General features: G+C 72.2%; 11 protein-coding genes. 3 read left to right on the forward strand and 8 right to left on the reverse strand.

Features of this window, described 5'->3' with window-relative positions; translation table 11 throughout:
• Positions 1–39: 39 nt before the first annotated feature.
• Positions 40–1,740 (reverse strand): proline--tRNA ligase, encoded by a 1,701-nt coding sequence (locus AL2_RS31445; protein WP_067640098.1) that lies wholly within the window; start codon positions 1,738–1,740, stop codon positions 40–42.
• Between the two features lie 58 nt (positions 1,741–1,798).
• Here AL2_RS31445 and proS point away from each other — a divergent pair, with 58 nt between their 5' ends.
• Complete coding sequence (gene proS, locus AL2_RS31450) at positions 1,799–3,247, forward strand: proline--tRNA ligase (protein WP_245667067.1); 1,449 nt, start codon at positions 1,799–1,801, stop codon at positions 3,245–3,247.
• A 57-nt stretch (positions 3,248–3,304) separates the two neighbouring features.
• Here proS and AL2_RS31455 read toward each other — a convergent pair whose 3' ends face one another.
• From AL2_RS31455 to AL2_RS31485, 7 genes are all read right to left on the reverse strand, one after another.
• A complete protein-coding gene (locus AL2_RS31455) occupies positions 3,305–3,811 on the reverse strand; it encodes a DUF6328 family protein (protein WP_067640101.1) in 507 nt (168 codons plus the stop codon).
• Positions 3,812–3,861: 50 nt separating this feature from the next.
• Complete coding sequence (locus AL2_RS31460) at positions 3,862–5,829, reverse strand: SpoIIE family protein phosphatase (RefSeq protein ID WP_067640103.1); 1,968 nt, start codon at positions 5,827–5,829, stop codon at positions 3,862–3,864.
• Between the two features lie 130 nt (positions 5,830–5,959).
• On the reverse strand, positions 5,960–6,757 hold the full coding sequence (locus AL2_RS31465) for an ANTAR domain-containing response regulator (protein WP_067640105.1): 798 nt from the start codon (positions 6,755–6,757) through the stop codon (positions 5,960–5,962).
• A gap of 182 nt (positions 6,758–6,939) precedes the next feature.
• The gene (locus tag AL2_RS31470) at positions 6,940–7,338 is read right to left on the reverse strand and encodes a CBS domain-containing protein (protein WP_245667068.1); all 399 of its coding nucleotides are present in this window, start codon (positions 7,336–7,338) and stop codon (positions 6,940–6,942) included.
• Positions 7,339–7,635: 297 nt separating this feature from the next.
• Positions 7,636–8,319, reverse strand: coding sequence for a sigma-70 family RNA polymerase sigma factor (locus tag AL2_RS31475; RefSeq protein ID WP_083947090.1), 684 nt, complete (start codon positions 8,317–8,319; stop codon positions 7,636–7,638).
• 645 nt (positions 8,320–8,964) lie between these two features.
• A complete protein-coding gene (locus AL2_RS31480) occupies positions 8,965–9,567 on the reverse strand; it encodes an immune inhibitor A domain-containing protein (RefSeq protein ID WP_067640109.1) in 603 nt (200 codons plus the stop codon).
• An 18-nt stretch (positions 9,568–9,585) separates the two neighbouring features.
• Positions 9,586–10,329, reverse strand: coding sequence for a TetR/AcrR family transcriptional regulator (locus AL2_RS31485; RefSeq protein ID WP_157438489.1), 744 nt, complete (start codon positions 10,327–10,329; stop codon positions 9,586–9,588).
• A 174-nt stretch (positions 10,330–10,503) separates the two neighbouring features.
• Between AL2_RS31485 and AL2_RS31490 the strand changes: the two genes are divergently transcribed.
• Positions 10,504–12,885, forward strand: a complete 2,382-nt coding sequence (locus AL2_RS31490; protein WP_067640113.1) for a SpoIIE family protein phosphatase — start codon at positions 10,504–10,506, stop codon at positions 12,883–12,885.
• Between the two features lie 111 nt (positions 12,886–12,996).
• Positions 12,997–13,845 carry a hypothetical protein gene (locus tag AL2_RS31495; RefSeq protein ID WP_245667069.1) on the forward strand — a complete coding sequence of 283 codons (849 nt, stop codon included), beginning with the start codon at positions 12,997–12,999 and terminating at the stop codon, positions 13,843–13,845.
• Positions 13,846–14,285: the final 440 nt, after the last annotated feature.

Here is a 14,285-nt window from a genome sequence, read left to right on the forward strand (position 1 = left end):
TCGATGACCTTCCGAGTCTCCGGAGGGGAGGCGGGAGCGTCAAACGGTTTTCGCCAGCAGCGACTCGATGTGGGCGGCGACCTCGGCCAAGGCGATCTTGGACGTTTCGCCGGTCGCGCGGGTGCCGACCTCGGCTACGCCGTCGGCCAGGCTGCGGCGGCCGATCGTCACGCGGAACGGGATGCCGGTCAGTTCCACGTCGCGGAACTTCACGCCCGCGCGTTCGGGACGGTCGTCGATCACGACCTCGACCCCGGCGGCCGACAGCGCGGAGTAGATGTCCTCCGCTGCCTTCGCCACCTCCGCATTGTCGGACTGGGCCGGGACGACGGCGACCTGGAACGGCGCCACGGAGACGGGCCAGACTATGCCGCGCTCGTCGTGGTGGGTCTCCACGATCGCGGCCATCGCGCGCTCCACGCCGATCCCGTAGCTGCCCATGATCACCGGGACGAGCTTGCCGTCCGGATCCAGGACCTCCACGCCCAGTGCGCGGGCGTAGCGGTCGCCGAGCTTGAAGATGTGGCCCACCTCGATGGCCCGCACGATCTCCAGTGGCGACCCGCAGCGGACGCAGGGCTCCCCGGCGGCGACCTCGCGCAGATCCGCCCAGGTGCCCACGTCGATGTCGCGTTCGACCGAAACGCCGCGCAGGTGGACGTCGTCGGTGTTCGCGCCGGTGAACATGTCGCGGCGGCCGCGCAGCGCCTCGTCCGCGATGACCGGGAGCGCCACGCCGACCGCGCCCAGGCTGCCGGGCAGCGCCCCCAGAGCGTCCTGGATCTCGGACGGCTCGGCGGCGCGGATCTCGGTCGCGCCGGTCGCGTCCACGAGTTTCTGCTCGTTGAGCGGGTGGTCGCCGCGCAGCAGCACGAGCGTGAGCGTGCCGTCCAGGATGTAGACGAGCGTCTTGACCTGCCGGTCGCCGGGCGCGTCGTACGCCAAGAGGTCTTCGATCGTGCGGACGCCGGGCGTGTCGAACCGTTCCGGGGCGTCCAGACCGGGGCCGTCCGACGCGGCGGGCAGCGCGGAGGTCGCGCGTTCGATGTTCGCCGCGTATCCGCAGGCCGGGCAGTGGGCGACGAGGTCCTCACCGACGTCGGACGGGCACATGAACTCGGTCGAGCCGGAGCCGCCCATCGTCCCGCTGGACGCCTCGCAGGCCAGCGCCGGGATGCCCAGCCGGGCGAAGATCCGCGTGTAGGCGCCCTGGTAGGCGTCGAACGACGCGTCCAGGCCGGGACGGTCGATGTCGAAGCTGTAGGCGTCCTTCATGGTGAACTCGCGGGTCCGCATGAGACCGCCCTTGGGGCGCGGCTCGTCCCGGAACTTCGTCTGGAACTGGTACCACTGCTGCGGCAGCTGCTTGTAGGAGCTCAGCTCGCGGGCGACCGTCGCGAAGATCTCCTCGTGCGTCATGCCGAGGGCGAGGTCGGCGCCGCGCCGGTCGCGGAGGCGGAACATCTCCTGGCCCATGAGGTCCCAGCGGCCCGATCTCTGCCACGGTTCGGCCGGATGCAGCGCGGGCAGCAGCATCTCCTGCGCGCCGATCGCGTTCATCTCCTCGCGCACGATCTGGATGATCTTCGACCGGACGCGGACGGCCAGCGGCAGCAGCGAGTAGTGGCCGGCCGTGAGCTGCCGGATGAAGCCAGCCCGCAGCAGCAGCCGGTGGCTCGGCGCGTCCGCCTCCGCGGGGTCCTCGCGAAGCGTGGGCACGAACATCTGGGACCAGCGCATCTCGCGAGCCTAGCCAATCGGTCCTGACCGCCGCCGCCGGTCAGTACCCTTGTGTGCCGTGAGCCGAGAAGGTGTGACACCGCAGAGTGAGGATTTCTCCGCCTGGTACAACGAGGTGGTCGTCCAGGCCCAGCTCGTCGACCGTGGCCCGGTGCGCGGCACGATGGTCATCCGACCGTACGGGTACCGGATGTGGGAGCTGCTCCAGGCCGACCTGGACGGGCGCATCAAGGACGCCGGGCACGAGAACGCCTGCTTCCCGATGTTCATCCCGGAGTCCTACCTCAAGCGCGAGGCCGAGCACGTCGAGGGCTTCTCGCCGGAACTGGCGGTCGTCACCCACGCGGGCGGCAAGGACCTGGAGGAGCCGCTCGTCGTGCGGCCCACGTCCGAGACCGTCATCGGCGAGTACATGGCCAAGTGGATCGACTCCCACCGCGACCTGCCGCTGCTGCTGAACCAGTGGGCGAACGTCGTCCGGTGGGAGATGCGGCCCCGGATGTTCCTGCGCACCACCGAGTTCCTCTGGCAGGAGGGCCACACCGCGCACATCGACGAGGACGACGCGATGCGCGAGACGATGTGGGCCCTGGACGCCTACGCCGCCGTCGCCCGCGACCTCGCCGCGATGCCCGTCGTCGCGGGGGAGAAGACGCCCGGCGAGCGGTTCGCCGGCGCCGTCCGCACGTACACGATCGAGGGCATGATGCGGGACGGCCGGGCGCTGCAGGCCGGCACCTCGCACTACCTCGGCACCAACTTCGCCAAGGCGTTCGACATCCAGTACCAGGACGAGGAGCGCAAGCTCGCGCACGCGCACACCACGTCCTGGGGGATGAGCACCCGCATGATCGGCGGCGTGATCATGACGCACGGGGACGACAAGGGCCTCGTCCTGCCGCCGAACATCGCGCCCTACCAGGTCGTCATCGTGCCGATCGGGCGCAAGGAGCAGGGCGAGCAGGCCGCCGCCGAGGCCCGCCGGCTGGGCGCGGCGATCAAGGCGGCGGGCGTCCGCGTGCACGTGGACGACAACCGCCCGCAGCTGTCGCCCGGCTTCAAGTTCAACGAGTGGGAGATGCGCGGCGTCCCGATCCGCATCGAACTCGGCAAGCGCGACATCGAGGGCGGCGTCGCGACCGTGGCCCGGCGGCTCCCGACCGTGGAGGGGCAGGGCAAGGAGCAGATCCCGCTCGACAAGGTGCCCGAGCTGCTGCCCGGGATGCTCGCCGACTTCCAGGCGTTCCTGCTGGCCAGGGCCGAGAAGTTCCGCGAGGACAACACCGCGGCCGTCGACTCCTGGGACGCGTTCGCGGCGCAGGTCGCCACCGGGTGGGCCCGCGCGTTCCACTGCGGCGAAACCGAGTGCGAGGACGCGATCAAGGCCGACACCGCCGCGACCCCGCGCGTCATCCCCGCCGACGCGCCCGAGGAGACCGGCACCTGCGTGAAGTGCGGCAAGCCGTCCGCCTACGGCAAGCGCGTCATCTTCGGCAAGGCGTACTGACACCGCCTACCGACCTGACACCGCGTACCGGCGAGGCGCACCGGAGCGCCCGCGCGATCAAGACTCCTTCGTGGTCGCGCGGGCGTTCGCCGTCATCCGGGTCAGATACGGCTGGACGAACCACACCCACCCGCACAGCCCCAGGATGCCCACGGCCGTGAGGACGACCGGGAGCACGTCCTCCGACAGCGACTCGACGATCAGCATGGTGGCCGAGGTGATGGAGATCGCCAGCGCGCCGGCGCCCACGATCCCGTACCGGTTGGCGCGCCGGATCAGCAGGGGCTTCTGCCCGAGCCGGAACAGGATCCGGTGGTGGAACGCCGGCGAGATGAAGCAGATGGACGCCACCGCGGCGCCGAACAGCGCGAGGTAGAACAGCACGGTGCCGGCGCCGTCCACCTTGTCGAAACCGGCGGAGAACGGGACGGTCAGCAGAAACGCGAACAGCACCTGCACGCCGGTCGTCGCGACCCGGAAGCCCTGGAGGAGCTCCATCAGCTGCCGGTCGAGCCGCTCGTGCTCGGTCTCGTTGCGCGGCTTGTCCGCGGGATCGACGGTCATGTACCCGATTTACCCTGCCGAACGATCATCATCCCGGCATTCGCCGCCCGCTAGTCGAGGGTGGGCGGTTCCACGCGCAGCGCGAGCATCGACACGTCGTCCCGCAGATCGCCGTCGCAGTAGTCCAGCAGCGCCCGCTCCACCCCGGCGAGCATGCCCTCCGGCGTGTCGCCGGCGTGCGCGGCGAGCGCCTCCAGCAGGCGCTCCTGGCCGAACTCCTGCCGCATCATGTCGCACGCCTCGAGCACGCCGTCGGAGTGCAGGATCAGCGTGTCGCCGACGGTCAGGTCGATCGTGTCCAGGCCCGCCTCGAAGTCCTCGAAGAGGCCGAGCGGGACGCCGCCCCGGGACGCCGACCTGATCACCCCGTCGGCGCGCACCACGATCGCGGGCGGGTGGCCGGCGGTGCCCAGCGACACGATGACCTTCTCGGTCTCCAGCGTCAGCCCCGCCATCACCGCCGTGACGAACCGGTCCTCGTCCATCAGCGCCTCGTTCACGACGCCGAGGACGTCCCCCGGCGACGCCTTCCACCGCGACGCCAGGCGGACGCAGTGCCGCGCCGTCGCCGTCACCGCCGCCGCGTCCTCGCCCTTGCCGCACACGTCGCCGAGGACGAGGCCCCAGCCGCTCTCGGTGCGGAACACGTCGTAGAAGTCGCCGCCCACGTCCGAGCCGTGCGTCGACGTCAGGTACTTGGCGGCCACCCGCACGCCCGGGATCGCCGGCAGCGACTTCGGCAGCAGCCCCGCCTGCAGCGTGTCCGCGACATCCGCGCGCCGCCGGTACAGCCGCGCCGCCCGGATGACCAGCGCCAGGTACCGGCCGAGGCGCTGCACGACGCCGAGGTCCATCAGGTCGAACGGGCCGTACTCGCCGCTCGCCGCCAATGTGATCGTTCCAATGGCGCGGTCGCCGTCCTCGATCGGCACGCTCAGCACCGACGTCGCGCCGATCTTGCCGCAGACGGGCTGCCCGTCCGGGCAGACGCCGAGCACGTCGAGGTTCTCCACGTGCGGACGCAGCGCGCTCTGCCGGGTGACGAACACCGTGTGCGGCAGCGTGCCCTGCAGCGGCTCGACCTCCTCCAGCATCCGCGCCGCCTCGACGGAATGCTCGTCCTCGGGGCCCATCACCACCTGGCGGCGCAGCTCCGGGGCCGCGCCCGCCGCGTGGATGCCGCCCTGGAGCGATCCGCCCGGACCGCCGTTCGGGCCGGTCAGGTCGATGAACGCCCAGTCGGCCAGCTCGGCGGCCAGCAGCCGGGCGCAGCGCCGGACCGCGACCGTCTCGTTGAAGACCGGCTCGTCCAGCAGCAGCTCGCTCGCGGTGGCGAGGACGTCCATCCGGTGGACGATCGTCGCCACGGCCTCGTCGTCGACCGGCGCGTTCTGCGCCGCCCGCGTCTGGTTCCTCGCGGCGCCCTTGTGGGCCTTGTCGTCGACCGGCGTGGTCGTCGGGCCGGCCGCCACCACGACCATCGGCTCAGGCTCGCCGCGTATCCACACCCGCGCCAGCGTCACCACGGCGTCGACCGGGTGGTCCCGGCCGAGGAAGCGGACGTTGACGCGGCGGCGCCGCCCCGTCCGGACCACGGCGGCCAGCTGCGACCGCACCGCCGCGCGGGTCGCCATGTCGCAGAACGCCGTGAACTGCTTGCCCGACACGTAGCCCGACGAGGTGCCGAGCAGCATCGCCGCCTGCCGGTTGACGCGGCGGACGCTCGTCGTCCGGTCCAGCAGGAACAGCGGGACGGGCGCGTCCTGGAACACCGTGCGCAGCACCCGGCGCTCGTTCTCCGCCGCGGCCGATCCGCCCTGCTCACCGGTCTGCTCGCCGCCCATCGTGCGGAGCACGGTCAGCGCCAGCTCAAGCTCGACCAGCGCCGCGTCCAGAGTGGCGCGCAGGTCGGGTTCCGGGACACCGGCGGCCTGGCGCAGCTCGCCGATACGCCCTTCGAGATCCGAGATCTCCCGCAGCAGGGTCTCGGGTTCGAGCTGGTCAGGCTGATCGTGCATCTGGTCTCCCTCTCATCCGCTTCACACGGTGGAACCAGCTCGGCTCCCGCCCGGATCGGGCCGGACCACGATCCGCGGGGCCGCTTCGAGCAGCCTATTCGCATCACCCGTATGCGTCTGCAAGCGCGGCCTAAGGAGGGCCCTGCTGACCGACGATACGCTGTGCGAGCGCGGTCAGCTTCACATGACGCGTCTGTGAGATCCGGCGCATCTCGGCGAACGCCTCGTCGGCGTCACACCCCAGCGCGTGCATGAGAATGCCCTTCGCCTGATCGACGACCGCGCGGGCCTCGACCGCCTCCTGCAGCTGGACGGCGGTGCGGTGCACATCGTCGTACTGCTGGGTGTTGGAGACGGCGGCGGTGCCCTGCGCGATCAGCAGCGCCGCGAGCGCGTGATGCCCGTGCCCGAGCGCCTTCGGGCTCACCCCGTACAGCGTCAGTGTGACCAGGACCGGCGGGTTCACGTGCGGGGTCGCGATGAAGCAGCGCACGCCGCGGCGCAGCATGTCCGACATCGACTCGGGCCACCGGGTCTCGGCGAGGATGTCGTCGGACGCCAGCGCCCGCCGCTGCCGCACCACGTCGAAGACCGGGCCGTGGCCGCGGGACAGCTGCCGGTCGGTCACCTCGGCGAGATCGGGATGGCTCGCCGCGGCCGCCAGCGGCTCCGGCCGGGGCTCCTCCCCCGCCGAGACGTCCATGGACGCCGCGTCGCCCGCGTCCGGGATCGGCACCGTCCCGGCCGGCGGCCAGCCCGAGGCCGGGGCGGCGCCTGCGGGGGGCAGCGCCCAGCGCACGCTCGCGGCGCCGGCGCAGCCGGGGACGGCGCGCGCGGCCAGTTCGGTAACCCGGTGCAGGGTGCCCACATCGGAGGACTCCCCGACCATGCCCAGTCGGGCGATCTCGAGCGCTAGCTGGTCGGTCATAACCGTTTCGGCGGGCGTCACCTCTCCGAGATTATCCTGGCCGGACGGGTGCGGCCCGCCGCCGGGCGCACCGAGGCCCTGATACTTCGCGAGCGCGTGTACGTCGTGAGCGCTGGTACTTCGAGCGCGCCGGTGCTTCAGGGGCGAGGGAGGCTTCAGGCGCGGGCCTCATCGGGGGAGTCCTAGTTGTTGGGCGGCGCCTTGCTGATCTCGCCGAGCGGCCCGCCGTCCCCGTCGGCCATCGCGAGGTCGCCGATGGAAACGATGCCCACCGGGCGCTGCTCGGCGTCCACGACGGGCAGCCGCCGGACCGCCTGCTCGCACATCAGCCGCGCGACGGTGCCGGTGTCGTCGTCGGGACGGACGGTGGTCAGTTCGGCCGTACAGACGTCGCCGAGGGGCGTCAGGGACGTGTCGCGGCTCTCCGCGACCGCGCGGACGACGATGTCACGGTCGGTCACCACACCGCACAGCCGTCCGGCGTAGGTGACCAGAACGTCCCCGATCCCCTCGTCCCGCATCACACGGGCCGCCTCGTACAGCGTCGCGTCCAGCGGCAATGACAGGGGGGCCTCTGTCATCACGTCGCTGACCCTTGGTGGCATCGCGCGCACATCCTCCCGAATCGCCGGCGGCTCGCGTGGCCCGTGTGCGCGCCTTACCCACAGTTGGCGCGCCTACTCGGACGGTTCCGGGTTCGGCCGTCGTTTCCCGCGTTTTCACGTGATCAGAGCACGAAAACAGCGCCGGTCGGAGCCCGCATGGCGCAGTCGTCGCGTCACGAAAACTTCAACGGATGGTAACCGACCGGCAACAGTTCGTGCAACATGGGAACGATCCCGCAGTCACGGGGCAACTGCGGGATCGAGAAACGGAACCTACGCGGCGAGCGTGTGGGCGGCGCGACGGTGGTCGGCGAGCGCCTCGCGGAGCTGCTTGCGGCCGCGGTGCAGGCGGGACATCACCGTGCCGATGGGGGTGCCCATCATCTCGGCGATCTCCTTGTAGGCGTAGCCCTCGACGTCCGCGAGGTAGACGGCGTCCCGGAAGTCCTTCGGGAGGGCGCGCAGCGCGGCGATCACCTGGGAGTCGGGGATGCGGTCCAGCGCCTCGGACTCGGCGGACCGGAAGCCGGACGAGGACGCCTCGGTCTGCGCGAGCTGCCACTCCTCCAGTTCCTCGGAGCCGGCGCGCTGGGGCTCGCGCTGCTTCTTGCGGTAGGTGTTGATGAAGTTGTTCGTGAGGATCCGGTGCAGCCAGGCCTTGAGGTTCGTGCCCTCCTGGAACTGGTGGAAGTTCACGTAGGCCTTGGCGAGGGTCTCCTGGACGAGGTCCTCGGCGTCCGCGGTGTTGCGGGTCATCCGGACGGCGCTCAGGTAGAGCGGGTCGGCCAGGGGCAGGACGTCACGCTCGTAGCGCTGGGCGCTCTCGGCGGTGCGGCTCTTCGTGGTGCGGCTGCTCGTCGTGCGGCTGCTCGTCGTGCGGCTGCTCGTCGTGCGGCTGCTCGTCGTGCGGCTGGCGTCGCGGCCGTTGTCGCGGACACGCGTAGTGACAGCGGTCATCGTCGCTCCCCGTGGGTAGGGCCCCGGCGAAGGGGCCGGTTGCATGGCGCGTGGTCGGGGGCACGCGCGGACCGGGCGGACGAGCCGCCCCCCGTTGAGTGGTACGTGCCACCGTTCCCGGCGGGTTCGGAGGAGGGACCCGGCCCCGCATGGAGAGTGGGCCGAGGATCCTGCGCGGGTCGGCGATGCCAGGGCGACCCCGTTCTCCGGGACGTCGCGGGCTGCGCTCGATCGGGCGCCTGACCACCCGCCGGTGGTCTTCCTGCTCTGTAAGACGCAGGGAAGGGTCCAAAAGGTTGCCTTGACCCGCGTGTTGCTCATCACACCCTGCGGCGTGTCGGCCGACCCACTCTGATCACCCGCTATAAGGCCCGTCCCGCCCGCGTCATTCCCGCGTAAGCGCGGCCCCCGTCGCGAGCGCCGTCGGGCGTCTGCGACGAGGGCCGTGCTTACCGATTCTTTGTCAGTCCAGTAGATGGTCGAGGGCTCGCGTGATGACGGTTCGGGCGCCGGGGGACTGCTCCAGGCCGAAGCCGAGGAGGACGGTGTCCCTGGTCGCCACCGTGGAGACGGAGTCGATCAGGGCCTCGGAGCGGACGAACTCGGTGCCGTTGCCGGGGCTGCCGGCGGGGGCGCCCTGGATCGTCAGGGGCCGAGGCCCGTTTCGAACCCTTCGGCGTCGAGCTGGCCGGCGGACGTGGTCAGCCGGGTGTCATCGACGAACAGTCCGGTTCCGCCGGTGGCGGGGTCGCTCACGTAGGAGATGGACACCTCGATCTTCTTGCCCGCGTAGGCGGACAGGTCGAAGGCGGCGGGGACCCAGCCGTTGGAGTTGCCCGTGAAGGCGTTCCACCGACCGGACGTGCCGGTGTTGCCGCAGGGATTGCCTCCGGTCAGGTAGTGGCCGAGGAACGGATGCATGTCCAGGTAGTAGCCCTGCTCGCACTGTTCCGGGACGGTCGTGCTCGTCCGGCCGTTCTTGTCGGGCAGCGTGGTCCAGTCCTCGGCGCCGGCGGTGTGCGCCTCGACGATGATGTTGTCGGAGGCGACCTTGAGCAGCTCCTCGCGGATGTTGCCGGGGCCGCTGTAGGGGCGGAAGACGCTCTGCGCTGCGGCCTTCGTGCGCAGGCGGGCGTCCTTCTTCGTGGTGAGGCCGAGGCCCTTCGATGCCGGAACAGTGTGCGCGGCATTGCGCCCTCCCTGGCAGGGATCACGACGGGGGTTGCGTGATCGTCTGCCAGGGGACAAACCTATGCCCGGATGAGGTCACCCGGCCGGTAGATGCCCGGCCAGGACCGCGCGGACGAACCCCGCCGCGAACTCCTCCGGAGCCGCCGGGAGCCCGGCCCCGGCGGACACCGCCTCGGAGCCGGCGAGCCGCGTCAGGAAGGCGTGCTGCTGGCAGCCTCCGAGCAGGGCCGCCGCGATGAACGGGAGCGGCGCGTCCGGCCGGAGGCGTCCCGCGTCCCGCTCGGCCTCCAGATAGCCGATCAGGGCGGAATGGCCCATCACCGGACCGGCCATCGAACCCCCGGGAGGGCCTGCGGGAGGACCGCCTGGAGCCCCGGGCGGTGGGGTTTCACCGTCCTGGCCACCTCCGGTCCGCGCGCGCGCCTTGGCGGCGGCCTCGTTCTGTGCTTTGACGGGGCCGTTGTCGCGAAGCCAGGCGATGAGTTGCGGGTCGGCCAGGACAGGGCCCGTCATCGGCAGTAGTTCGCCATAGAAGCGGACCATGTCGGCGGCCAGGCGGACGAGGTTCTCCTCAACGGTGTTCTGCCCGGCGGACCCGGCGAGCGCCGCCATCGCCGTCCGCGCCGTCTCCGTGACCTCGGCCAGAGCCGCGGCGAACAGCGCCGTCTTGTTCGCGAAATGGTTGTAGAGACTGCCCTCGGAGACGCCCGCGCCGCGCGCGATCTCCTTGGTCGTCGCGGCCACGATCCCGCGCGCCTGGATCACCGTGACGGCCGCGGCCAGGATCCGGTCGCGCATGGGCTCCGTCCGTGCTGCCAAACCCGCGTCACCTCCCCTTCCGTCGTGAAAGCTAGCACTCGCACAGGCATGAGTGAGCACTCACCCGATGCTTTTCCGGGAAGTTCCGCCGCATGTTTCTCACAGGAGGTAACGTCCCCTTTACCGCGCGTTGCCGGGGACTTCCGAGCCTTTTCGCTCGGGGAGGGGGACCGCATGGTCATCGCGGATTTGCTGGGGGTGGCGAAGGTGGCCGCCATCACGCTGAACGAACGCGGCCGCATCAGCCACTGGGACGACACCGCCACCGAGTTGTTCGGCGTAGCACCGCCCCGGGCGCTGGGCCGTCCGCCCGCCGCGCTGCTGCGGCTGCCCCGCGAGCACCGCGGCGCCTTCGAGCCCGGGGGCTTCGGGCACGTCTGGTGCGGCGCCTGCACCCTCCCGCGCGTCGACGACGGCGAACCCGCCGAGGTCGGCTGGTGGGTCTACCCGATCGGCGGGACGCCCGGCGAGCGCGGTGTCAGCGTGCTCGCGCTGGCCGCCGACCTGCGCCGACTCCGCCGCGACGGGATCGGCATCACCATCGGCGACCTGCTGCTCGCCCCGCCCGACCGCCCCGCCGGCGACGCCGCCCCGGCCCGCCGCCCGGCCGCGGCCCGGCTGCTGCGGGTCGAGCCCGCGCTCACCGAGCCGTCCGGGGACGGGGCCGACACGTTCGCCGCCCCGCTCGCCGGGCGGCTCGCCGCGCTGCTGCCCGCGCTCGACCCGGCCGCGGCCGAGAAGATCACCTCGCGGGTGCTCGGGCTCGGCTGCCCGGCCGTCTCGCTCGGCCTGACGCTCCGGCTGCCGATCGTCCCGCACACCGACCGGCCCGCGGCCGTCCGGCCGCCGTCGCCCGCGCGGGCGCGCCGCCCCCGCCCCGGGCGGCGGGACATCCCGCCGGCCTGGGAGCCGCTCGCCTACCTCGGCGAGGCGGGCGAGCAGATCGGCAGCTCGCTCGACCACCTGCAGGCCGCCCGGACGCTCGCCGAGGTCCTCGTCCCCCGGCTCGCCGACTTCGCCGCCGTCGAACTGCTCGAAGGCGTCGTCGCCGACTCGGCGCCGCCCGCCGCCGACGTCGACGAGACCACGCCGATGCGCCGCGTCGCCGTCGCGCACAACGACGAACCCGGACGGTGGGACGAGGCCGTCCCCGAGGGCGAGGCGCTGTTCCTGCCGTCCGGCACGCCGTTCGTCCAGGCCATGCGGACCGGGCGTCCCGTGCACATCCGGCGGGTCGGCCCCGCCCAGGCCGCCCGGCTCGCCGCCGCGTTCGGCGACCGCGACCTGCGTCCCCTGTTCACCGGGCGCGCGCTGCTGATCGTCCCGCTGATCGCGCGCGGCCGCGTGCTCGGTACGTTCAAGCTGCTCCGCAAGCCCGACCGGCCCTGGTTCGACGAGCTCGAGCTCGCCATGGTCGACGAGCTGGCCCGCCGCGCCGCGCTGTGCATCGACAACGGGCGGCTGTACCGGCGCGAGGTCCAGGTCGCCGAGAAACTGCAGCGCAGCATGCTGCCCGACGACCCGCCGGACGTCGCCGGGGCGCGCGTCCGCTACCGCTACCGGCCCGCCGAGCAGGCCGCCCAGGTCGGCGGCGACTGGTTCGACGCCATCCCGCTGCCCGGCTGCCGGCTCGGCCTCGTCGTCGGCGACGTGATGGGGCACGGCCTCACCTCCGCGGCGATCATGGGGCAGATGCGCACCGCCGTCCGCACCCTCGCCGGCGACGACATCCGGCCCGACCGGCTGCTGCGCCGGCTCGACGGGCTCGCCCGCCGGCTCGGCGAGTCGTACCTCGCCACCTGCCTCTACGCGGTGTACGACCCGGTCGAGCGGCGGTGCACGTTCGCCAACGCGGGGCACGTCCCGCCGGTGCTCGTCTCCGCGGACGGCGAGAGCCGCGTGCTGCCCGTCCCGCCGGGCGTGCCGATCGGGGTGGGCGGCGAGCCGTTCGAGACGATGGAGGTCAAGGTCGACGACGGGTCCCAGCTCGTGCTGTGCACCGACGGGCTCCTCGAACGCCGCGACCGCGACATCGAGGAGGGCCTGGAGGAGCTGCGCGCACGGCTCGCCGGGGCGTCCGCCGACCTGGACGGCACCTGCGACGACCTGCTCGACACGCTCGCCGCGGATACGCCCGCCGACGACATCGCCATCGTGGCGGTCGGCTTCGACGGCATCCCGAAGGACGAGGTCGTCACCTGGGAGCTCGAACCGGAGCCGAACAGCGTCCCGTGGGTCCGCGGGCAGGTGGCCGCCCGGCTCGCCGGCTGGGGCCTGCACGCACTCACCGACACCGCGCAACTGCTCGTCAGCGAACTCGTCACCAACGCCCTGGTGCACGGGGCCGGTTCCCTGGGCGTCCGGTTGATCAAGGGGCGAACGCTGCTCTGCGAGGTCCACGACGACGGCGCGGACGTGCCGCACCTCCGGCACGCGGAGTCCACCGACGAGTCGGGCCGCGGGCTCCAGCTCGTCCACCACCTCGCCGAGCGCTGGGGCACGCACCGCACCGACACGGGCAAGATCGTGTGGGTCGAGCAGCGGCTGCCGCGCTGATCGTCGGCCCGTCTCGCCGCTTTGTGAGGTAAATGTCCCGTTGCCGCCAGATACTTTCCGACGTCCCCATCGGCTCTGATCGAAGGGTGCCGACTACCTCGGGGGACGAGTTTGGGTGAGAATCTGACGCTGCCCGTTCCGGAGACCCTCTTCGGAACCTACGCCGTGGCGCTCGCCGAACCTCTCGACGACCCCGCGGCCCTCGCCCACGACCACGTGACGCGGCACACCGCACCGCCGCTCCGCGACCTCGTCCTCGGCATGCTCGGCAGCCCCATGCTCACCGTCGACCAGCGTCCCGAGGCCGACTTCCCCCCGCTGCCCCGCGACCTCCTCGCCGCGTACGGCGCCGCCGCGCCCGACCTGGAGGCGATCTCGTCCGCCGCCCACGTGATCGCCGTCCGCGCCGCCTACCGCCCGGGCCGCCCGCCCGCGCACGAGTGGGCGTCCCGCACCGTCGCCGGCGCCCTCGGCGCCATCGCGGACGCCCCGGTGATCGACATCTTCACCCCGCAGATCCTCACCCTGCCGCACCTGCTCCGCTCCCTGCCCGCCCCGGACGGCGCGTTCCGGCTCACCGACTGGATGCTGCTGCCGCACACGTCCGGCCCGCACGGCTTCTTCTTCACCACCAAGGGCCTCGCCCGGTTCGGCCTCCCCGAACTGCAGACGGAGAACGTCCCGGCGAGCCTCGTCGAACCTTGGGGGCGCCTCCTGAACGGATTGGCCCACCGCCTCCTCGACCTGTGGCTGGACGAGGTCCCTGCCGACGCACTCACCCTCGACATCCCCGAGACCATCCCCGTCGCCCTCCAGGACATCGCCGCCGCCCAGGGCACCGAAGACCCGATGCGCCGGGAAGTTCCCGTCCGGCTCCGGCTGGACCGGGCCGTCCTCACCGTCGCCGACGACCCCGAAGCCCTGTGCACCGCCCTCTTCGGCGCTCCACCTTGCCGATGATCTTGAAGAGAGCGCAGGATCGACACCGTGAGATTCGGCCCGCGTGACCGCCCCGAGCCCGAGGACCGTCCACCCCCGGAGGACGCCGTCAAGCCTCCCCACCCGGGAGACGTCCACGTAGCAGGCAAGAACACGTCCGACTGGACCCCTCACCCGGCCACCCAGCCCTGGACCGCCCACACCCCACCCGAACAGCCGCCCCGGCCCTCCCAGCCGCCCACCGCCCCCGCGCCCACGAACGAGTCGCCTCCACGCCCACGCCCTGAACCAACCCCGCCCCCAGCGCGCGACCGCCCCACGTGGGCGCCGCCGGAGCAGCCGACCGTCCCGCCACCCCCGACCCAACCCTGGACCCCACACGACGCGACCCACGGCTCCCCGCCCCCGCCCGAACAGCCGTCGTGGACGCCGCCTGAATCGGCCGGCACCGCCGCGTTACG

Origin of the sequence: Actinomadura latina NBRC 106108 (genome assembly GCF_001552195.1) — a bacterium.
GTDB classification, from domain to species: Bacteria; Actinomycetota; Actinomycetes; order Streptosporangiales; family Streptosporangiaceae; genus Spirillospora; species Spirillospora latina.